Annotated in this window: 19 protein-coding genes and 6 pseudogenes; 11 read left to right on the top strand and 14 right to left on the bottom strand. The window is 69.2% G+C overall.

Going from position 1 to position 20,364, the window contains the following annotated elements:
• Positions 1-46: 46 nt before the first annotated feature.
• A complete protein-coding gene (locus OHA19_RS41680) occupies positions 47-709 on the bottom strand; it encodes a TetR/AcrR family transcriptional regulator (RefSeq protein WP_331763248.1) in 663 nt (220 codons plus the stop codon).
• 62 nt (positions 710-771) lie between these two features.
• Between OHA19_RS41680 and OHA19_RS41675 the strand changes: the two genes are divergently transcribed.
• The gene (locus OHA19_RS41675) at positions 772-1,188 is read left to right on the top strand and encodes an ester cyclase (protein ID WP_331749851.1); all 417 of its coding nucleotides are present in this window, start codon (positions 772-774) and stop codon (positions 1,186-1,188) included.
• A gap of 141 nt (positions 1,189-1,329) precedes the next feature.
• On the opposite strand, the pseudogene OHA19_RS41670 reads toward OHA19_RS41675, so the two are convergent.
• Positions 1,330-1,940, bottom strand: a pseudogene (locus OHA19_RS41670) (hypothetical protein); the annotation flags it as partial.
• A gap of 127 nt (positions 1,941-2,067) precedes the next feature.
• On the opposite strand from OHA19_RS41670, the gene OHA19_RS41665 reads away from it, so the two are divergent.
• A complete protein-coding gene (locus OHA19_RS41665; protein WP_331749858.1) occupies positions 2,068-2,523 on the top strand; it encodes a hypothetical protein in 456 nt (151 codons plus the stop codon).
• 21 nt (positions 2,524-2,544) lie between these two features.
• Here OHA19_RS41665 and OHA19_RS41660 read toward each other — a convergent pair whose 3' ends face one another.
• Positions 2,545-2,916: a hypothetical protein gene (locus OHA19_RS41660; protein WP_331749861.1), complete on the bottom strand. Its 372-nt coding sequence runs from the start codon at positions 2,914-2,916 to the stop codon at positions 2,545-2,547.
• A 109-nt stretch (positions 2,917-3,025) separates the two neighbouring features.
• Between OHA19_RS41660 and OHA19_RS41655 the strand changes: the two are divergent.
• Positions 3,026-3,313, top strand: a pseudogene (locus OHA19_RS41655) (HNH endonuclease); the annotation flags it as partial.
• Between the two features lie 141 nt (positions 3,314-3,454).
• On the opposite strand, the gene OHA19_RS41650 reads toward OHA19_RS41655, so the two are convergent.
• Positions 3,455-4,087: a helix-turn-helix transcriptional regulator gene (locus tag OHA19_RS41650; RefSeq protein ID WP_331749864.1), complete on the bottom strand. Its 633-nt coding sequence runs from the start codon at positions 4,085-4,087 to the stop codon at positions 3,455-3,457.
• Between the two features lie 173 nt (positions 4,088-4,260).
• Between OHA19_RS41650 and OHA19_RS41645 the strand changes: the two genes are divergently transcribed.
• A complete protein-coding gene (locus OHA19_RS41645) occupies positions 4,261-5,895 on the top strand; it encodes an FGGY-family carbohydrate kinase (protein ID WP_331749867.1) in 1,635 nt (544 codons plus the stop codon).
• Entirely contained in the window at positions 5,892-6,899 is a 1,008-nt protein-coding gene (locus tag OHA19_RS41640) for an NAD(P)-dependent oxidoreductase (protein ID WP_331749870.1), read from the top strand. The genes OHA19_RS41645 and OHA19_RS41640 overlap by 4 nt, the downstream gene beginning before the upstream one ends.
• Before the next feature lie 79 nt (positions 6,900-6,978).
• On the opposite strand, the gene OHA19_RS41635 is transcribed toward OHA19_RS41640, so the two are convergent.
• Both OHA19_RS41635 and OHA19_RS41630 read right to left on the bottom strand, forming a co-directional pair.
• Entirely contained in the window at positions 6,979-7,614 is a 636-nt protein-coding gene (locus tag OHA19_RS41635) for a class II aldolase/adducin family protein (protein WP_331749874.1), read from the bottom strand.
• Positions 7,615-7,681: 67 nt separating this feature from the next.
• On the bottom strand, positions 7,682-8,653 hold the full coding sequence (locus OHA19_RS41630; protein WP_331749877.1) for a sugar-binding domain-containing protein: 972 nt from the start codon (positions 8,651-8,653) through the stop codon (positions 7,682-7,684).
• A 176-nt stretch (positions 8,654-8,829) separates the two neighbouring features.
• Here OHA19_RS41630 and OHA19_RS41625 point away from each other — a divergent pair, with 176 nt between their 5' ends.
• Positions 8,830-10,179: an MFS transporter gene (locus tag OHA19_RS41625; RefSeq protein WP_331749880.1), complete on the top strand. Its 1,350-nt coding sequence runs from the start codon at positions 8,830-8,832 to the stop codon at positions 10,177-10,179.
• A gap of 839 nt (positions 10,180-11,018) precedes the next feature.
• Here the strand turns inward: OHA19_RS41625 and OHA19_RS41620 are convergent.
• Together OHA19_RS41620 and OHA19_RS41615 are read right to left on the bottom strand one after the other, a co-directional pair.
• Positions 11,019-12,218: pseudogene (locus tag OHA19_RS41620) on the bottom strand (IS4 family transposase); the annotation flags it as partial.
• A 63-nt stretch (positions 12,219-12,281) separates the two neighbouring features.
• Complete coding sequence (locus OHA19_RS41615; protein ID WP_331749883.1) at positions 12,282-12,545, bottom strand: hypothetical protein; 264 nt, start codon at positions 12,543-12,545, stop codon at positions 12,282-12,284.
• A 369-nt stretch (positions 12,546-12,914) separates the two neighbouring features.
• Here OHA19_RS41615 and OHA19_RS41610 point away from each other — a divergent pair, with 369 nt between their 5' ends.
• The 4 genes and pseudogenes from OHA19_RS41610 to OHA19_RS41595 form a co-directional block, all read left to right on the top strand.
• Positions 12,915-13,430 (top strand): MarR family transcriptional regulator, encoded by a 516-nt coding sequence (locus OHA19_RS41610; protein ID WP_331754400.1) that lies wholly within the window; start codon positions 12,915-12,917, stop codon positions 13,428-13,430.
• A gap of 94 nt (positions 13,431-13,524) precedes the next feature.
• Positions 13,525-13,989 carry a hypothetical protein gene (locus OHA19_RS41605; RefSeq protein ID WP_331754397.1) on the top strand — a complete coding sequence of 155 codons (465 nt, stop codon included), beginning with the start codon at positions 13,525-13,527 and terminating at the stop codon, positions 13,987-13,989.
• A 55-nt stretch (positions 13,990-14,044) separates the two neighbouring features.
• Complete coding sequence (locus tag OHA19_RS41600; protein ID WP_331749891.1) at positions 14,045-14,911, top strand: NmrA family NAD(P)-binding protein; 867 nt, start codon at positions 14,045-14,047, stop codon at positions 14,909-14,911.
• 241 nt (positions 14,912-15,152) lie between these two features.
• A pseudogene (locus OHA19_RS41595) lies at positions 15,153-15,482 on the top strand (transposase); the annotation flags it as partial.
• Here OHA19_RS41595 and OHA19_RS41590 read toward each other — a convergent pair.
• The 6 genes and pseudogenes from OHA19_RS41590 to OHA19_RS41565 all read right to left on the bottom strand — a co-directional run.
• Positions 15,478-15,750 (bottom strand): annotated as a pseudogene (locus tag OHA19_RS41590) (transposase family protein); the annotation flags it as partial. The pseudogenes OHA19_RS41595 and OHA19_RS41590 sit on opposite strands and share 5 nt — an antisense overlap.
• Positions 15,636-16,649 (bottom strand): bile acid:sodium symporter family protein, encoded by a 1,014-nt coding sequence (locus tag OHA19_RS41585; RefSeq protein ID WP_405722627.1) that lies wholly within the window; start codon positions 16,647-16,649, stop codon positions 15,636-15,638. The pseudogene OHA19_RS41590 and the gene OHA19_RS41585, both read right to left, overlap by 115 nt.
• A gap of 17 nt (positions 16,650-16,666) precedes the next feature.
• Complete coding sequence (locus OHA19_RS41580; protein WP_331749894.1) at positions 16,667-18,001, bottom strand: Dyp-type peroxidase; 1,335 nt, start codon at positions 17,999-18,001, stop codon at positions 16,667-16,669.
• A gap of 21 nt (positions 18,002-18,022) precedes the next feature.
• A complete protein-coding gene (locus OHA19_RS41575) occupies positions 18,023-19,033 on the bottom strand; it encodes a hypothetical protein (protein WP_331749896.1) in 1,011 nt (336 codons plus the stop codon).
• Positions 19,034-19,049: 16 nt separating this feature from the next.
• Entirely contained in the window at positions 19,050-19,583 is a 534-nt protein-coding gene (locus OHA19_RS41570; RefSeq protein WP_331749899.1) for a hypothetical protein, read from the bottom strand.
• A gap of 124 nt (positions 19,584-19,707) precedes the next feature.
• Positions 19,708-20,007, bottom strand: a pseudogene (locus OHA19_RS41565) (transposase); the annotation flags it as partial.
• 23 nt (positions 20,008-20,030) lie between these two features.
• Here OHA19_RS41565 and OHA19_RS41560 point away from each other — a divergent pair.
• Positions 20,031-20,363, top strand: coding sequence for a hypothetical protein (locus OHA19_RS41560; RefSeq protein WP_331749902.1), 333 nt, complete (start codon positions 20,031-20,033; stop codon positions 20,361-20,363).
• Position 20,364 lies beyond the last annotated feature (1 nt).

Below are 20,364 nucleotides of genomic sequence, written 5' to 3'. Positions count from 1 at the left end.
GACGCTCGCGCGGCGGCGGGATCACCGGTTGCGATGGGAGAGCGGGCTACGCCCGCCCCAGGACGGACCGCAGCATCGTCAGCAACACCTCGCCGCCGGCGGCGAGCTGTGCGTTCGCCTCGTCGGCACCGGCGTTCAGGATGCCGACGGTGTTTTTCAGACCGTCGAAGGCGCCGACGAGAACGGTGGCGAGCAGGGTCGGGTCGATCCCGACCGTTGCGTCCGCCGCGCGCTGGGCGCCGCGGATGAGGTCGGCGACGTCGTCGATCCAGGTCCGGGTCAGCTGGGCTGCCAGCGGGCGGGTTTCGGGAACGTCCGCCAGGTCCTGGATCAACCGGGCGATGACCCAGGCGTCCGGGTCGTCGCGGTGCAGGTCGAGCATCGTCGGGAGCAGCGCTTCGAGCCGATCGACCCCTTCCGGCGTCGCGGCCAGTCTCGTGCGGACGAGGTCGAGCCACTGTGCGTGCTTGGCGGACAGAACCGCGATCGCGAGCGCTTCCTTGCTCTCGAAGTGGAAGTAGACCGAGCCCTTGGTGAGTCCACTCTCCATGATGACGTCCGCCATCCGGGCACGGTCGTAGCCGAGTCGCGCGAACACTCCGGCGGCCGCCTCCAGGATGCGGTCGCGGGAGGCGGCTCCATGGGCGGTGGGTCCCGGCGGGCGGCCGACTCGCCTCGCAGGGGCACTGTTCCTGATCGCGCTTGCCATGGTCAGCATGATACTGGTAATTAAATAGACCAGCACGCAGGTTTAATTAAGGAGGCTTGGCGATGTTCATCGACGACTTCGCTCGCGCGGCCGAGGCCGCTGTCAATCACCACAACATCGAGGCAGTGACCGCCCTCTGGCGTGAACCGGCCCGGTACGACTCGCCCCTGACCGGTCCCCAGGAGGGGATCGATGCGCTCGCCGCCCGCGAGTCGGCGCTCTTCGCGGGCTTCAGTGACCTGAGGGCCAGCATCCGTCCGCTGGGCCAGGACGGCCTCACCGGTTCGATGCTGGTCCGCTTCGAAGGCACACACGACGGCGAGTACGGGGCGTTCGCGGCCACCGGCAACTCGATCGTCATCGAGATGGCGGCCGTCATCACCTTCGATTCGGAGGGCTACGTAGTCGAGGAGCGGCTCTTCGCGGACAGTGCGACCGTGGTCGGCCAACTCACGCACCACTCCGCGTCCCACGACTGATCGACCGGCGAGCCACGACGCTGCCCCGGGCGCGGCCTCCCAGCTCCCGTCTGCCACCGCTGCACTGACTGACCGCACCTGGGCCGCACATGCCCCTCGTCCCGGCTGCGCAGCGCCTGTGACCTGAGCACGCGTTCAGTCTCAGTCCGCCGTACGGGGAACGGGGGTCATGTGATCGGTGAACCAGTCACGGGCTACATCGGTGACCTTCTTCAAGGCACCGGGTTCCTCGAAGAGGTGGGTGGCGCCGGGGACGACCACGAGGCGGTTCTCGCAGCGCAACCGCGCTTGTGCCTCGCGATTGAGGTCGAGTACCAGTTGGTCGTGGCCCCCGACGATCAGTAGCGTTGGCGCCGTCACCGACGGCAGTCGTGGCCCCGCCAGGTCGGGCCTGCGGCCACCGCGAGACGACCGCGGTGATCCGCGCATGTGGCTCGGCGGCTGCACACCACGCGGAAGTCCCGCGTGGTGTGCAGGCATATCAGCTCGTCGGCCTCCTCGCCGAGCTGTGCGGTCCAGTCGTGAAGTGCCACGGGGACGGCGAGCACGATCCGTGCAGCCCCGCGGGCACGGGCGACCCGGCAGGCCGCGCGCGCCGTGGACCCCGTGGCCGTCCCGTCATCGATCATCAGCACCGTACGGCCTTTCAGCCCGATCGGTTCCCGCCCGCCCCGGTACCGCCGGGCACGGCTCTCCAGCACCTCCCGCTCACGGGCCTCAACCTCAGCCAGCTCATCCGGGGTGATGTGCGCCGTGCGGAGTTGCCCCCATGCTCGGCCTGCATGTCATCACCGCCCAGCAATGGCGTCGCCGTGCCGCCACCGACTGGACCGCGTACCTCGAGGCCCGGCTGCGGTCCGCCGGGGGGATCATGGAGGGATGAGCGCATCGGATGAGAAGACTCGCCTGCTGGAGGCGGGATTTGAGCAGGTCTACGTGGAGAACGACTGGTACGACGGCCCTCGTTCGGGCCTCGCCTCCATCGGAGGGCTGCCCCACTACTTCGAGTCGGTCACCGGCTACGCGGACCCCGAAGAGGACGAGTTCCTCGTCTGGCCTGCTGACCGTTTGACGCTGGACATGGAACGAGAGCAATGGAGCATCTTCTGCGCCTGGAACGCCCGGTATGAAGCAGACGAGGTCTCCACTGACACTCACCCAGGGAGCGGGAAAGTCGACGCACGCTACGACGCACTCCAAGCCCTGCTCGGCCCCCTTCGCGCAGATCCAACAGACGCCCGGCGCTTCGAGGTTGAATGGCAGCACTACGAGAGGCCAGGCAGCCGCTACCTTCCCGAAGGCCCCGCCTATCTCGCGAGGTGGCGCTCCGTCTGAGGGCGGTCCAGAACGAGTTGTCTAAACCCATCCCTCGTCGAGATAAATCGTCCAGGTGTCTCCCACTGCCTTGTTCAGTTCGACCAAGGTCGCAACGTCCGCGATGACTGCCGGTGCGTCGGGCAGCCGCAATGGGGAGCCCGGGACACCATTCCGGGTGTAGGTCGGCAACTCGCCGTTACAGTCGAACACGTGGAGCGGCAGGGGACCACGGTTGAACCACCCGGAGCGGTGTTCCTCCGCCCACGCGGCTGCGGCGTCGACGCGGTCCACATGCGCCAGCAGGTGCTCGGGGGCAGGCCCGTCGTTGAACTGTACGAGGAAGCCCTTGGTGTCGACGGCCCACCAGTTCCACGTGAATCCAGGTCGAGGGTGCCGCAGGATCGTGGCCATGCCGCCACCGTATCCAGGCCAGCGCGAGGCTGGTGAAGACGGTCCGCAAGACACGGCCTCGCGGACCGGAATCCGGAATACCGTACGAGGGGAATGACGCTCCCCGCCAGCTGGGGCCTCGAAGTGGACAGCAGAGCGGCGTGAGCAGTACGCGAACGACCTCGACGCCGACAGGTCGCTGGTCGCCGTCACCGCGAAGACCAACCGGAGCAAGGCCGACCGGGACCCGGCCGAATGGCTCCCGTCGGCCGCGTCCGCTCAGTGCACGTACGGCGCCGACTGGGTGGCCACGAAGCTCCGCTGGAAGCTGACCGCGGACGGCAAGGAGCGCGCAGCGCTGGAGGACCTCGGTAAAGACTGCACGGACACCGTCGTGAAGTACGAGGTCGCCGCGTAGCGGTTCTCGGCGTGTGTCAGCTCGATGCCCGCTTACGTCGGCTCCGTTGAATCCGGTGGCGCTGACGGCGCTGGGCTGGGGGCGGGGGCTTGAGCCGGCCCGTTCGGGGTCGGCTCATCGGGGCGTGCGTGGTGGTGGGGGCTATTGGCCGGCCCAGGTGGTTGCGCCCTGGATGGGGGTGGGCAGGGGGCGTCGTTGGGTGGTGGGGCGGTTGGTGGTGGTGGCGAGGATGTTGTTGAACGCGGTGATGAGGTCTTCGATCCGGCTGGTGGTTCCCTGGCCCGGGGGCTGTGGTGCGGGGGCCGGTGCGGGGGTGGTGCGTTCGGCGGCCGCCTGCTGCCAGAGGGGCTCGAAGTAGGTGTGCTCGCCGTCGAGTGCCTGGATGAGTGTCTGGACGTCTTCCCAGGTGCCGATCGTGGTCCCGTTGAGGAGGTTGGTGATGTGTTCCGGGGCGAGGGCGTAGCCGCTGCTGACGGACACCGACCAGGGTGTCGGGCTTCCTGCCCGTTGATGCAGGAAGCGCAGGGCGGAGGCGAGTGTCTCGGGCCGGGGCTTGCGGACGCGCCGGGCGTCGGCGTCGTCCCAGACCTTCTTCAGGACTTCGGGGTCGGCGCCGCAGGCGCGGGCGATTTCCGCTGTCGCCTCCCAGCTCGGGAACCGTTCGCCGTTCATGGCCCGTGACAGGAAGCTGGGGGAGAGACCGGACTTCTTGCTGAGCGCTCGCAGGCTGTACCGGGATGCGCGTTGGAGGTTGCTCAGTGAGCTGAGCCGCACGCGAGGACCCGCCCCCGGGCGGGGTCCTTTGGCATGTCCGGACCTGTCGAAGGGGTCGGCCGGGTTTGCCTGGGCGGGGGCGGTTGACTGCGGCAGTCTGCCCGCCTAAATTTGCTGCACTTTAGATCGTTCGATGAACCAATGTTCATAATGCGGTTGCGGGAGGTTCATCAGTGGCTCGGCAGGCAGTGGTCGGAATCGACGCGGGCACCACCGCGGTCAAGGCCGTCGTCCTCGCGTGGGACGGCGGGCAACTCGGCTGGGCGCGCGCGCCGCTGGGGGTGACACACCACGGCGACCGGGTCGAACAGGACATGGACGAGGTGTGGTCCGCCGTCCGCGACACCGTCCGCTCGGCGGTCCGGCAGGCGGGCGACAGCGTCGAGATCGCCGCCGTCGGGGTCACCGGACAGGGCGACGGCGCGTGGCTCGTGGACGCCGACGGCCGCCCCTGCGGCCCCGCGCGGATCTGGATGGACGGCGCCGCCGCCGACCGGGGCGCGCGCTGGGAGGCCGACGGCCGGGGCGCGCTGGTCCACGAGGTCACCGGCTCGTCCCTGTTTCCCGGAGCGCTGCCGGTGCTCCTGGAACAGCTGGAGGCGGACTACCCCGAGCGGCTCGCACAGGCTGCCCACCACCTCAACTGCAAGGACTGGATCCGCTTCCGGCTCACGGGCGAGGTCGCCACCGACGCCTCCGAGGCATCCCGCACCTATCTCGACGTGGCCGCCGGGAAATACTCCGACGCCCTGATCGAAGGGCTGGGGCACCAGCGCTTCCGCCGGCTGCTCGCCCCGGTGCTGCCCCCCGCGTCCCCGGCGGGCCGCATCACCGCCGAGGCCGCCGCCGCCACCGGTCTGCCGGTCGGCGTGCCGGTCTCCGCCGGTCTGGTCGACGCCGCCGCGGGCGGGGTCGGCCTCGGGGCGGTCCGGCCGGGCGACGCCTACCTCATCGTGGGCACCACTGCGTTCACCGCTACCGTGCACCGCGACAGCCGGGACCGCCGCGCCCAGGGCCAGATCACCCTGGCGACCGGCCTGGACGGACAGGCCCTCGCCTGCCTCGCCCCCATGACGGGCGCGCCCAACCTCGACTGGGTGCGCCGGGTGACCGGGCTGGAGGACAGCGACTGGCCCGAGGTGGAGCAGGTCGCGCGCACCGCGGGCCCCGGCGCGGGCGGTGTCGTCTATCTCCCCTACGGCTCGCCCAGCGGGGAACGTGCCCCCTTCATCGACAGCGCGGCCTCCGCGTCCTGGGTGGGGATGAGCGTCCGCACCACGGCCGGGCAACTGCTGCGCGCCGTCTATGAGGGCATTGCCTTCACCCTGCGCGAGTGCCTCGGCGCGCCCGTTCCCGGGCGGGTGCTGCGGATCGCGGGCGGCTCGGCCTCCTCGGATCTGCTCTGTCAGGTGCTTGCCGACGTCACCGGCGAGCCCGTGGTGCGCTCCACCGCGCCCGAGCTGGGAGCCCGGGGCGTGGCCGCCCTCGCCATGGTGACCGGCGGGGTGGCCGAGGACCTCGACGCAGCGCTCACGGCGCTGGCCCGCCCCACGGACGCCTTCCGCCCCGACCCCGCCCTCCGGGAACCGTACGACCGGCAGGCGCGGGTGTTCGCCGCAGCCCGGGACGCGCTGCGACCCCTCTGGCCCGCGCTGCGGGAACTGCGGACCGAGGCCGAGGCCTCGCCGTCCGTCCCCCCTGCCACAAACACCTCCAGCACCTCTGACCTCTCTGACCTCTCTGACACCTCTGACACCTCTGACAAGGCTGAGTCGGCGTATGACGCCGATGGATGGGAAACCCTGTGACCAGTGCGTCGCCGCGACCGCGGCTGCTCATCACCGCACCGTTCGATCCCGCCGCCGCCGCGCGGCTGGCCGATCTCTTCGACATCGAGACCGTGGAGCCGTCCATGGCGGGCGACTCCCTCGCCCGGCCCCGGCTCGCCGACCGGCTCGCGGCGGCCGACGCGGTGGTCTGCGAGGTCGACCGGGTCGACCAGGCGGCCCTGGACGCCGCTCCGGCGCTGAAGTTCGTGGTCACCTGCCGGGCCAGCCCGGTCAACGTCGATCTCGCCGCATGCACCCGCCGGGGCATACCGGTGGCCACCACTCCGGCGCGCAACGCGGAGATCACCGCCGACCTGGCCTTCACCCTGATCCTCTCCACCGTCCGTCACACCAGCGCCGCCGAGCGGTGGACGCGCGCGGGCAACTGGACGGCGGACGACGTCTTCGAGCCGTACGCCCGGTTCCGCGGGATCGGTCTGGGCGGCCGGACCCTGGGCATCGTCGGCGGCGGCGCGATCGGCCGCCGGGTGCTGCGCCGGGCGCTGGCGTTCGGCATGGACGTCCTGGTCTACGACCCCTATCTGGAGCCGGGTGCGCTAGGTGTCGACGCCGAGATCGTCGCCCTGGACGAACTCATGCGCCGCTCCGACGTCATCACCGTTCATGTGCCCCTCAACGACGCGACGGTGGGGCTGATCGGAGCGCCCGAGATCGCCCTGATGCGTCCCGACGCCTATGTCGTCAACGCGGGGCGGGCCGCCGTCGTGGACGAGACGGCGCTGCTGTCGGCCCTGAGGGAGAAGCGGATCGCCGGGGCGGGCCTCGACGTCTTCTGGACCGAGCCGCCGCCCGCCGACCACGAGCTGTTCCGGCTCGACAACGTCACCCTCACCCCGCATATCGGCGGCGCGTCCGACGATGTAGTCACCGAGCACTCCCGCATCGCCGAACGGGCGCTGCGGGCCTGGGCGACGGGCGCGGAGCCCGCCGCGGTGGCCAACGCGAGGGAACTGGCCTCCTGAACACACCTCCGCACAGACTGTGGGCGGGCCCCGACGGGGCCCGCCCACAGTCTGTGCGGAGGTGAGAAGGAAGCAGAGGTCACACGTGGTGCAGCGCGGCCAGGGCCGAGGACGGGAAAGCGGCGGTCGCGTTGCCCAGCGTCAGCGCGCGATAGGTCGCCACGGCGGCCTCCTCCAGGTTCATAGCGCGGCGGAACGCCATGCCCACATCCGCGCCCAGCGAGGAACTGCCGTGGTGGGACAGGACGACGCAGTCGTGCGTCAGCGCCTGCTCGGCCGAGGCGTCGGCGAGTTCGTCCGACCCGTTGGGGTGGTACGGCACCGTGCCGATGGAGCGGACGTAGTAGGCGTGGTCGAGGGTGATCAGCCGTATCGGCTCGCCGACGGCGTCGAGCAGCACCGCGTGCTGCGGGTGCAGATGGACCACGCAGTTCACATCCGGCCGCACCTGGTACGTCCGCTGGTGCAGCTTCCACTCGCTGGACGGCCGTTCCGCGCCCCCGGTCCGCTCCCCGGCGAGGTTCATCACGGTGAAGTCCGCGACCTCCAGACGGTCCAGCCAGGTCCCCGCGCCGGTGACCACGTACTCGTCGGAGCCGGGCAGCCGCGCCGACAGATTCCCGCCGCTGGCGAGTACCAGTCCGCGCTCCACGGCGAGCCGGCCGACCTCGGCCAGTTGCTCACACAGCTCCTCGCGCGTTTGTACGGGCTTCACATTGTGTCCTTTCGTAGCGTCGCTCGGATGCCCCTGAGGGCGTCGCCGCGGAACTCCCGGCGGCGGCTCATGAAGTGGCCCCCTCGGGGGCGTCGGCGTCGGCCAGCAGCGCCTCGGCGGTGCTGACATCGGTCACCAGCACATTGATCAGGCCGTGGCGCAGCGCGACCGCCAGGGCCCGCCGCTTGTCGGCCCCGCGCGCCACGCCGATGCGGACGGGGACCGCCCTCAACTGCTCCAGGCTCAGCCCGATGAGCCGCTCGTCCACCTCGCCCGGCACGGCGGCGCCGTCCGCGTCGAAAAAGCGCCCGGAGATGTCGCCGACCGCGCCCCGCTCCCGGATGCCCGCGAGTTCCGTGGCGCTCAGACCCTGGACGAGCAGTCCGGCGTCGGCGGCGGTGCCGCCGACGCCGGCGATCAGCACATCCGCCGATACGGCCCGCTCCAGCGTCTCCTGGACCGCCGGGTCCTCCCGCCACACCCGTGCGGCCTGCGCGTTGCGCGCGAGCAGCGGAGCGGGCAGGTGGTAGGCCCGCCCGTCCACGGCGGCGGCGAAGGAGAGGGCCAGCTCATGGGGGCTGGCCGCGCGGGAGACGCCGCCCTTGCTCCCGGTGAGCGGGACGATGCTCAGATCCAGCCCGGTCGCCTCCCGCAGATGCCCGGGGATCGCGGCGACCGACCCCGACAGGCCCACGGCGACGGTGGTGCCCTCCGTCAGGAAGGAGGTGACGCAGTCGGCGGCCACCGCGCCCAGGGAGTGGAGCGCGCGGCCCTCGTCCTCGAACGCGGGGCCCACCCACGCCTGGCGGAGCGGATAGGCGTGTCCGAGGGCCGATTCCAGGCCCACGAACAAATGGTCGTCGCTGTGCACCGTGATCTCGACGATCCCGACCCGGCGGGCCTCCGCCAGCAGCCGGGTGACCTTGATCCGGGACAGCCCACAGAGATCGGCGATCTCCTGGTGGGTCAGACCATGCTCGTAGTACAGCCGCGCGATCTTGCCCAGCGGCGGTTGCTTCTGACCATTTGTTCTCTCCATTGATCCTCCGTTCGGATCCTGTCTTCGCCGCCCTCCGCCGGTCAAGGCCCGGCGGACCGGAGAACGCGCACCCCGGCCAAGGGTTGACACCCGCAGAGGCGCCACTCATATTACATGCACTTTGGTTCGAATTTTGATCAGATGTTCACGCGTCTGTTGTGTACGCCGGAGGACACATGCCCACCTCGCCTCATACCGCGGCCGACGCCGCCGTGCCCCGCCCCGGATTGCTCGAACGGCAGGGGATCGTCCGCCCGCTCGCCTTCGGCTACCTCGCCGTCATGCTCTTCATGGTCGGCGACGGCATCGAAGTCGGATTCCTCTCGCCCTATCTGGAGTCGCGCGGGCTCTCCGGCAGCGAGGTCGCCCTGCTGTGGAGCGTCTACGGCTTCGTGGTCGCCGTCGCGGCCTGGCTCTCCGGCGCGCTCGCCGAAGCCTGGGGCCCCCGTCGGGTGATGCTGCTGGGTCTGGGGATCTGGGGCGTCTTCGAGGTCCTCTTCCTGACCGTCGGCGTGGCCGCCGGAAACTACCCGCTGATGCTGCTGACGTTCGGCATCCGGGGCCTGGGCTACCCCTTCTTCGCCTACGGCTTCCTGGTCTGGATCGCCATGGAGACCCCGAGCGAGAAACTCAGCCGGGCCGTCAGCTGGTACTGGTTCGCCTCCACCGCCGGACTCGGCGTCATCAGCTCCTACTTCGCGGGCGCGGTCATCCCCGTCGTCGGCGAGATGGCCACCCTCTGGCTCTCCCTCGCCTTCGTCGCCGCCGGCGGCGCGCTGGTGCTCTTCCTCGTCCGGGCCCGGGTCACCAAGGGGCCTCCGGCATCGATGAAGGACTCCATGTCCCAGATGGTCAAGGCGCTCACCATCGTCAAGACGCACCCCCGCGTGGGCGTCGGAGGCGTGGTCCGGCTGATCAACACCCTGTCCTTCTACGCCTTCGTGGTCTTCCTGACGACCCATATGGTCAACGAGGTCGGCTTCTCCACGGCGCAGTGGCAGACCATCTGGGGCACGATGCTGCTGGCCAATGTCGTGGCCAACCTCCTCTCCGGCTACGTCGCGGACTGGATCGGCGGCGTCAACACCGTCGCCTGGGTGGGCGGGCTCGGCTGTTTCGTGACCGTGCTCGCGCTCTACTACGTGCCCGAGGCGGTCGGCCCCAGCTTCGGCATCACGCTCGCCGTCGCCGTCGTCTACGGGCTGGCCCTCGGGGCGTTCGTACCGCTCTCCGCGATCATGCCGCTGCTCGCGCCCCGTCATATCGCCAGCGCGGTCGCCATCCTCAACCTGGGCGCCGGCCTCAGCCAGTTCGTCGGCTCGGCCGTGGCCGGACTGGTCGGCCCGATCGGCATCGAGGGCACCGTCTGGGTGATCGCCTCCGTCTATCTGGTGGGCCTGGTGCTCACCTTCACCCTCAAGGAGCCGAAGTCCGCCGCAGACGACGCGGTGGCGGACGGGCTGCTCCCTCCGTCGCCGGTCAAGGAGCCCGCCGGGGCGGCGGTCGTCGCGCGATCGGGGGAGTGAGCGGGACGCAGACCAGGCCGCCGACGCCCGCCGACCGCCTCGCCGCCGCGACGGTCGGCGGGCGTCGGCCGTGGATGACGCGGTGTGGCCACTGTGTGATAGCCGCGAGCGAAGCGGACGCGGAACGGACCGGGGAGGAGTACGACCTTCTGCCCGACGAGCAGGCCGTGATCGAGATGCTCCATGACTGGCATCGCAGCGACAGGATCAGCTTCACCCGCGACGGACGGCCCCTCGCCGAGGGGCCGTTTCCATCATCAGCGCAGGTCAACCGTGGGCGGCGGCGACCGCCAGGCCGGTGAAGGTAGCCATAAGCGCCATCGCGGCAAGGGCGCCGGCGAGCGGTGCGCACTAGTTGTTCTGACCGGGGAGGTTGAGGACAGGTGAGTGAGATCTCAGCTGAGGGATCTTGAACGGATGAGGGCCTTCCGGGTTCGGTGTGGATTGCGACGTCTACACCGACCGAAAGGCCCTCGTCCCCCACCGTGATGCACCGCTGACCGAGACCGGCCGCCTGCGTCTGGCCCGCTGCGTGGTCGAGGACGGCTGGCCCCTGCGCCGGGCCGCCGAACGCCTCCAGTACCGGCCCGACACGCTCGACGGCTTCATAGCGGGCACCGGCCTAACCTCAATACCGTTCAGTTAGTGGCTTGGATGGTGATGTGGGGGCTGTGTTTGGGCTGGGGCCAGTGTGTGTGGTGGGAGCGTTTCGCGGCCCATTTCAGGACTTTGCGTTTGACGACTCGGGGGTGTGAGCGTTTTCGGCGTGTTGGGTTGAGGTGTTGGGTGAGCCATCGGATGGCGTGATGCCAGATCGCGTCGGCTGCGTCAGCGCCCGGAGGGGGAAATGCGCTCTGCGCGACTGAACGGCGAGCGATGCGGAGGGCTTTGACGAAGGAAACTCTGTCGGGGTCGTGGCCGGAGAGTGCGGCAGTGTCGGCCATCAGGGTGCGGATGGCGTAGTGGCAGCACAGGTGTCCCCAGATTTCTTGCTGGACAAGGTCGGGGGCTTTCGAGCGCAGTACCGCGCGGGGCCCGCGCTGGTGGGTTTTCAGCTCGTCGAAGGTGGTCTCGATCTCCCACCGTTGGGCGTAGGCGGCTGCGAGGTCCTCGGCGCCGGCCTCGGCAGGGTCGAGGATCGTGGTCAACAGCCGGTACTCCTCGGCGTTGTCCCGGCCGTCATCGACCGTGTAGTCGATCACTCTGACCGTGAGCGGCTCCGTCGTGGCCCGGTTCGTGCCCGACGTCGGGACGATCCGGGCCAGCCAGGACCCATCGGCCAGGGTTTCCAGATACCGGGGCCGCAGGTTCGTCTTCACTCGCCAGAGCAGATCCGCACCCGTGGCCGCGGCCTGCTGCCAGAGGCGGAACCCGTAGAAGCCCCGGTCTGCCAGGACCAGCTGGCCCGGCTCCAGCCGCCCGACGAGCTGCCGGGACAACTCGATCTCCGACACGCTGCACGGGCCGGTGGCAGCGTCGAAGACCACATGGGTGCCGCATTCCGCCAATGCCACCAGGCGGGCCTGCGGAAACGCGGCCCGCTCCCCCCGGCTGGAAGCGGGCCGCCCGAAGAACTCCGCGTTGGCTGCCGTGTCTGCCACATCCAGGCACGTCCCGTCGATCGCCACCAGGCGACGCCCGGCCAGCCACGACCCCGGCGTGCCAGGCCCCGCCAGCGGACGCGCAACCCGAGCGAAGAGATCCCGCACCGGCTCGAACCCCAGACGAGACCTGGCCTGGAAGATCGCCGACTTCGAGGGCGGCGTGAACGACTCCGACCACCCCGACGCCCACGACAGCCCGTCCGTGAGCTGCGCGAACACATCCTCGTAGGAGCCATCCGAATACAGCGCCATCCCGATCGAGAAGTACGCCATCACCCGTGCGGGCAACGACCGGTGACGCCGCTCGGTACGCCCCGCCTCCTCGATCACCGCGTCAACCACATCCGCGGGAAACACCCGCGTCAGCAACCCCACAGACACCAAATCCGACAACCGGACATCAGACGACGGCTTCACCCAACCAGAACGCGGCATCCCCCACGATAACCCAGAAGCACTTAACTGAACGGTATTGGGCCTAACCTCGACAAACCAGCGTCACCTTGACGATCCGAAGTCAGTAAGGAGATCGCCGACCACGGCCGTGTCGAGCGGTTGCTGAAGGACCTTGAGGGGATGGATGCGGATGATCCCGAGTTCATTCACCTGTTCGTCAAGCTCCGCACCGAGGTCCGCGCCCACGTCGAGGACGAGGAGGGAAATCTGTTCGTTCAGCTCCGTGCGGCTTGTGGGCCAGAGGTTCTGGATCTCCTGGGGCAGGAGGTCCGTGCCGCGAAGGAGACTGCTCCGACTCGCCCCCATCCCGGCGTCCCGAGCTCCCCGCTCGTCAGCAAGGTCCTTTCCCCTGGGCTGGGCTTGGTCGATCGTGTCCGAGACTTCATCACCGGCCGGGGCGAATGACGTCTCATCAGCCGCCTTGCTGGCCGATGAGCGGGACCGGAGTGATCGTCAACGCAGGGTCCTGCCCCGGATCGAAGCCCTCATTGCCTGGAAGTAACCCGTCGACGACTGCGGCGAACGCCGGTCAGATCCAGCGGCAGAGTCCAGCGCCGAGGCGGCTGACGGGCATGTGGCCCGCCGTGGTAGTAGCCCGCGGGGAGTCGGTGGGGTGGCTGTCGTGGCGGCGGCACGTGGCTTGACCGGTATGTAGTTAGCTGCCATATTAATTTTATGAGTGACGAGGATGCGAACGCTGTGCCCACGCTTGATCAGGCGCGGCGCCAGATCGCGCGGTATGGGCTTGATGCCGACCCGCAGGCGGTGCTTGTGGCGGTGCGTCTGATGGCTGCCGGGGTGCGGCTGGACCGTGCGTCCGAAGTGCACTTCTCTCGTTTCGGGCTGTCGACCGGGCGCTACCGCCTCCTGGTGGACCTCGAGGACGGCGACGGAGAGAAGTCGCCGTCGCGGGTCGCGAAGAGCCTTGGCGTCTCGCGTGCCACGGTGACCGGCCTGGTGGATGGGCTTGAGCGCGAGGGCCTCGTGACCCGCCGCGCGTCCACGGAGGATGGGCGGGGTGCGGTGGTCGTGCTTACGGCGCGCGGTGCCCAGCGACTGCGCGATATGGCCGCGGACCACTTCGCGCGCCTCCAGGCGCTGGTCGGCGGACTGACCGCCGACGAACGCGGGCTGTTCCTGGACCTGCTGGAACGGATTACGCAAGGGATCGGTGCACTGACCGCCGAGTAGCGTCCCGTATCGCACGAGAAGCGGCCGCCTTGTCTGGGTGGAAGTCTCTACGCCCAAATAGTTAGGTCCCTAATAATGTCTTTGAGGAGTGCACGTGAGCCTTACCCACAACAAGGCCGCCAAGCGCGGTTTCGCTGCACGCCCGTTCACGCTCTGGAAGGAAGTTGTAGTCGCCTACCTGGCCCCCGCGCTCACAGCCGGGCTCGGCGGAGTCCTCAGCGGGCAGCCCGAACTGACGATGGCCGCCTTCACCTCCATCGGGGCCACATCGGCCGTGGTGGCCTTCATCGTCGGCGGGTGGCTGCACCGCCGGGGCCAACCGCGCCGGTGGACGACGTCGTTGCCGCGTCCGGTGATCACCATCGGACTCGGCACTGCCGCTGCCGGAATCGCGGGCCTGGCCGGGTGGTTCGCGTCCGGGTGGTTGCCGTCACACACGTCGCTGCCCGATGCCGGGTGGCTGGAGCGGTTGCGGATCGACCTGCCGTTGTCGGCCGCCCTGGCGACCACGATCGTCACCTGGCGATGGCACGGCATGGCATCCCGGCAGCAGAAGTGACCCGACCGATCTTCACCCGTTTCCCTGGACCCACCAAAACCACGAAAGGCACACTGTGATCACCATCATGGGCGCGACCGGCGCCACCGGCGGCGCGCTGCTCCGGCGCCTGATCGAACTGGACATCCCCTGCCGTGCCGTCAGCCGTACTCCGGACAAACTGTGCGCCACGATTGGTGCGGAAACGCCGGTCGAGGTCGTCGCTGCGGACGCCGCAGATCCCCGCGCGCTCCGCACAGCACTCGACGGCTCCACACAACTGTTCCTCGCCATGGCCAACAGCCCGCGTCAAGTCGCGCTGGAGATCAACGTGATAGACGCCGCAGCCGCATGCGGGGTACGGCACGTCGTCAAACTCTCTGCCCCAGCAGCCGAGCCCGACTCACCGGTCGCCGTCTCGCGCGGGCACTGGCAGGTTGAGGCACACCTTGCGGCAACCGGCATGGTGGCCACGCTGCTTCGGCCGTATGCGTTCATGCAGAAGCTACTCCTGAACGCTCCGGCGGTGTCCCAGGGCGTGCTCATCGGGGCCATGCGCGACGTGCCCTGCAACTACATCGACGTCCGGGACATCGCCGACGTCGCCGCGGAGACCCTCCTCCGCCCCGGCCTTGACGGGGCCACGTACGCGCTGACCGGCCCGCAGGCCTACAGCCATCCGGAACTCGCTCGTCTTTTCGGTGAGTTGACGGGCCTGCCCGTCCGTCACATCGACCTGCCACCGGACGATTTCCACGGCCATCTCGTCCGAACCGCACATATGCCGGACTGGCTCGCGAGCCATGTCGTGGAGATCCAGCAACTGGCCATCGCGCGTCCGGAGTCCCCGAACGACACCGTGGAGGCCGTCCTAGGCCGCCCCGCCCGGACACTCGACGCCTTCGTTCGCGAGCATCTCGCCATGTTCGCGCCAGTCGGCTGACCGGCATCTGCCGGCGGCTGGGCAGGGCAGTCCGGCGGCGTCCGGCTCCCTGTCGCGCGCACTCCGCAGGGCGACATGGACTTGTCACAGGGCGTCGGTCTCCCACGCGGGCACGGCCCGGAGGAATACCAAGTCGGTGATGCCCTGCGGGCTGGTGGCGGGGGAGTCGGCGGGAGTCCGGGGGAGTGCAGCGAGGTTGTTGATGGCGTCGGCCGCGGCCCGGCACGGGACATCGGGGAGTCCGGCTGAACAGGTCGGCTGCAGCGGTGTGACGGCATGGCGCCGACTGCGGGATTGGACCGAGGCCGGTGTCTGGCCGCAGCTGCACGAGGTGCTGCCGGCCGAGCTGCGGGCCGCAGGTTTGCTGGACATGAACGACGCGGCAGTCGACGGCTCTCCTGTCCGTGCCCTCAAAGGGGGGGGGCTCACACCGGACCTTCGCCGGTCGACGGCGCGCGTCCGGGCAGCAAGCACCACCTGATCGTCGACCGGCACGGCACCTCCTTGGCCGTCTCGCTGACCAGTGGAAATCGTCACGACGTCACTCCAGCTGATGCCACTTCTGGACGCGCCGCGGGACGCACGGTCGGGGCCGCACATCCCCGCTCGGCCAGCAGGGCGCGTATCTCGCCGGTCGCGCGAGGGATCGTGGAACGGTCGACGCCGAACAGCAGCCCGAGCACTGAGCGCGGAAGATCGTGCCGTAGGTGAATGAGTGTGGCCGTCAGCCGGTCGACGAAGACCAGTTGGTGCCGAGCGCCTGCCCCTGCCGCACGCTTCCTGGCCCCACAGCGTGCTTCGTGACGGCGCCCTTCAACAACAGCCTGCCACGGCCTGGCCGTCTGGTCGCCGAGCTGCTGCTTGGGGCAGCGGCGTCTGAGGCCCGCCTGCGCCTGCTGAGCAGTGTCGAGATCGGGAGGGCTCCTGCAAGGCCGCTGAGGAGTATCGCGGCGAGTGCGCCCAGGACGGCGGGCTGGTCGGCGAAGGCGAGGCCGATGGCGGCCAGGGCAGGGCCGGCGTTGCGCACCGAGGCGACGCCGCCCATGGTGGTGCGGCGTGTCGTCGGGCCGGTGGCCAGCAGCGTTCCCACGGCGAAGGCGAACACGGCGAGCAGGAAGCCCGCGAGCAGGGCGAGTGAACCAAAGAGGTCGACGACATCGTGCCAGCTGCCGAGCAGCATGCCCGCCAGCACGATCAGGAAGGTGACGTTGGAGACGGCGGCTGCCGACGGGTGCCATGCCTGTGCGGTGGGTTCGGCGTAGCGGCGCAGGAGCAGGCCGATGGCGAAGGGGACGAGTTGCAGGAGCGCCACGGTTCGCACCAGCGCGCCGACGTCAAGGGAGACCTTGGTGCCGATGTCGGCGGCGGTGAGGATGGCGTTGACGGTGGGAGCGAAGGTGAGGCTGCCGAAGGAGGCGAGCAGTACCTGCATCGCTGCGCCCGCGACGACGTCGCCCTGCTGCACGGTCGCCAGTTTCGCCCCGAAAGGGCCGCCCTGGGAGGAGGCGATCAGGACGAGGGCGATGAAGGCCGCCGAGGGAAGACCGAACAGTGCACCGATGCCCCAGCCGAGCAGCGGGATGACCACCATGTTGGCGATCAGCGCCAGCAACAGCAGGGGGACGTCGGCGAAGACGCCGCGCAGTGCGGAAACGGTGGCGCGCAGCCCGGCGGCGAACATGGTGGCCGCTATGAAGATCACAGTGACCGCGTTGAGTACGAGATGCAGGACGTCCATGGTGCTTGCACGCCCTGTCAGCCGTGAAGGTCCCCGAGCCAGCGCAGTGCACTCAGGCTCGGCAGGAAGCAGTACTCGCCTCCACGGGTGACGACGAAGCGGGGCAGCGGGGCGAGGCGGCGCCGCACGGGCCGCCGGGGGACGGTGTAGCCGACCTGCCCGTCCGCGGCGCCGACGACGGGGTCCTTCGTGTGGCCGGCGCCGAAGAAGACGCCGTCGTTCATCCACTCCGACTGGACGAACTCGAACTGCCGGCCCAGGTGCGCGCCGATGAACGCGAACATCAGACCGCGGTCCGCTCCGTCGTCCTCCAGCATGCCTTCGGGCAGGGGCGGGCCGTAGACGGCGCCGCGCCTGATCATGCGGTGCAGCCGTACCTCGCCGGCCACCGAGGCGTCGCGCGGGTTGGCCCGGCGGATGTGGCAGGCCCCAGGGGTGGTGAATCCCGTCGGGTCGTCCTGCTCGTAGAGGAAGGTGTTGCGGCGGTGGGGGTCGGTGCCGAGGGTGGGGTCGTCGTGCCGCGGGGCGAGGGCCAGAGGGGCGCCACTGCGCCAGCGGCCCATGATCTTCGCGGCGATCAGCTCCTCGTCCTGTGCCCCGGCGGAGTTGTCCCTCAGGTAGCGCCTGAACGCGGCGACGTCCTGGTGGAGTTTACGGAAGGCCGCGTAGCTGCCGTTGCGCCCGAGCACTGTCGGCTGCGGTGTCTGGAAACCGCCGATCTCATCCGGGTAGCCGAGGACGAACTCTCCGCTCTTCAGAGGCGCTTCCAGCCTGTTGGACCCTGGGATGCCGCTGCCTTCGACGGCAGGATGGCTGACGCCGTCGAGGTAGCCGAAGTGTTCCTTCTCGGTGGGCAGTGCGTAGCAGTCCTGTCGCCAGATCGCCGTCACGCCGGACAGGCGGTCGTAGGCGGGCCGGGCGCGGTCGATGGCCGCCTCCAGGCGCGGGGGGTCGGGTGCGACCGCGGCGATCACCACATGGACGTCGCGGGTGCCGAGCGGTGACTCCCAGTGCTGTGGGCTGCTGGCACCCTCGTCGCGCAGTGCTCGGGCGCGGGCCGCCATGCCCTGCCGGAACTCCCAGGAGAACGACTCCAGCGAGGAGCGTGGCACCCCCAGGGCCTCAAGGCCCCAGTAGGTGACAGCGACACTGACCCAGGTGTCCCCGAGGGGGCTGGAGGCGTTGGCGGCTGAGGTCGCTGACGCGCTCGCCCGCCGCATCAACTCCCGGCCTTGGGAGCGGTCGTCGATGCGGAAGACCAGATAGGTGGCCGCGTACGGTGTGGGGCGTGGGCTGAGGACCCCGCGCTGGATGTCGTCGAGTTCCAGTGTGACGTCCGTGGGTGCGCTCACGTCGACCTCCCTGCGGGATTGCTACGAGACGAGGTTGCGCCAGAAATTCCGCAGGCTGTCGTCGGCGCCGAAGAGCGTGCTGAAGATCGTGGAATCGGCCAGCAGCACATCGGCTGCGCGGTCACCGCCGGGGGGCATCCACAGGAACATGTTGAACTCGGTGTTCCCCTCGTCCGTGAACGGATGGGGCCGGGAGGTGTCGATCGGCTGCCGGGCCAGCACGTGGACGGCCTGGTGTTCATCGGGCGTCACCGCGTAGTGCGGCAGGTGCATGTGGAAGTTGAAGTTCGTGACCCCGTTCAGCCAACCCTTCTCATCCAGATCCCTGACGGTCGACAAAGGAGCGATCCGGTTGTCCTCACCGGTGGCGGGACGCAGCCCGTACCGGTTGATGACCGGTACGCCCAGGCCCATCATCAGATCGCGGACGTAGGTGGCGAACCGCTGCTGGCGAGGCACAAGGGGATCGCCGTGGTGGCGGTACTCCACCTCCCGTACGGACAGGTCGTCCGAAGCACCGACGTCGTGATGAGGCCCCAGGACCAGGCGGGCGTCCTCCCGCGCGAGGAAGGCCCGCAACGCCTCGATCTCCCCGGGCTGCGCTTCCTGCCCGGTGACCATGTGGTCCAGTCCGAAGACGAACAGGACGTCCGTGTCGTCGAGCACCCGCTCATCGAGGGGGGTGTGGAAACCGGCCTGGTCGATGCGCTGGTAGACCGGGACGGAGTGCCCGGTGACCTCCGCGACGAAGTCCTGGAACGGAACCCAGGCCCAGAAGAACAGCTCCAGCGATCCCGCGATGGTCTGCTGGAACCGATAGGGGTCCGACCACTTCGGGTCCTCGTAGGCCGGCCACGCCACCCGACGCACCTCCGTCATGGTGGAGAACCGGTTGTCCAGCTCGGCTGCGTTCCGGCCCGCCTCGGCGGGATAGCTCCACGAGACGTAGACGCTCACACGCCGCCCGGCAGGTGTGTACTTCCGGGGAACGTGCCGCTGGTTGTAGACCCGCGCTGTTCTGGCCTCGCTCATCGCCCAACTCCCAGCCTCACTGCATCTGGTCGAGCATCTCCGACAGAGCGCTCTTGATCCGCAACGCCTTCTTGATCTCGTCCGCCGTCACATACGGATACTCTCCGTACTCGATGAAGCTCGGACAGTGGTGCTCGCGGACGAACCCGACGAACGCCTCCGGATTGGTCCGCCAGTCCTCCGGGAACCCCTCCAAATGCTCGAACGCCGTGCTCACGCCCGCCTTCGAGAACAGCGCGATGGCGTCCTCGGTGTACTTGTCGAAGTCAGTGTCGAAGATCCCCTGGTACATGAAGCGGGTGTCGTCGTCGAAGAGGACCCACCGCAGGTAGTGCAGCTTCAGCGGCGCCAGAAGGTATGGATCCTGTTCCAGCGCTTTGGCCAGCGAGTAGCCATACTCTCGTATCGCATCGGCGTGGCCGGGCTTCACCCGCGCGACGATGGTGAACCCGTAACATGCCGGAGTTCTCGGAAAGACAGGGCCGTACTTCCCCTGTTCCAGATGGTCCGTCTCCTTGGGGAGGACGACCGCCTGAGGCTTGATCTCCATGTCCACTCCTCCCGCCAACCAAGAGGCCGGGACGATCCCATCTTCCCGCCCCATCGCTGAGCGCGCCTGCCGAGCGGAGAGACGGGCACGTGGATCCGGCCCGGCACTCCCGCAGCCTCAACGGGTAGATGTAGGCACGCTTCTCATATCGGGTGGCGACGGCCCGGAAGCCTTTGAGACGGTTGATGGCGCGCTCGACTGTGTTGCGTTTCTTGTAACGCGCGCTGTCGAAACCGGCGGGCCGACCGCCTAGGGAACCTCGGTCCTTGCGGTGTCTCTGCTGGTCGAGACGTTCGGGGATGGTGTGCCGGATTCCGCGTCGTCGCAGGTAGAGGCAGTTCCGCCAGGACGTGTAGGCCTTGTCTGCCAGGACATGGTCGGGCCGGGTGCGAGGCCGGCCGACTCCGGCTCGGGGCACGGAGACCTGCTCCAGCAACCGCTCGAACGATGGCCCAGTCCGCCGTGCTGCGGCACCTGGACCGTCGAGCCGCCGGCCTATACCCCGGTCCCGCCTACGAGGGGTGGGCGCAGGCGTTGACCCAGGCCACGATCGACCACCCCTTCCTGGCTCAGCGACTGCGGGAGTGGTCACTCTTCCGCGCCGTCACGCTCGAGATGCCCTGGCAGCCGGACGACCTGCTCGCGGCATCCAACTGGCTCCAGCTCAAGACCGCCGCCGGGACGAACACCGAGGCCATCGAGATCCTCGCCGAAGCCGGCCGCACCAAACGGATCCGCAACACTGCCAGGACCGGCCTCAACCACCGCAGCGAGAGCTGAA

The sequence above is a fragment of the Streptomyces sp. NBC_00012 genome, assembly GCF_045040875.1.
Classification (GTDB): domain Bacteria; phylum Actinomycetota; class Actinomycetes; order Streptomycetales; family Streptomycetaceae; genus Streptomyces.
Note: the sequence above shows the minus strand (reverse complement) of the source record. Positions and strands in the feature narration are given on the sequence as shown.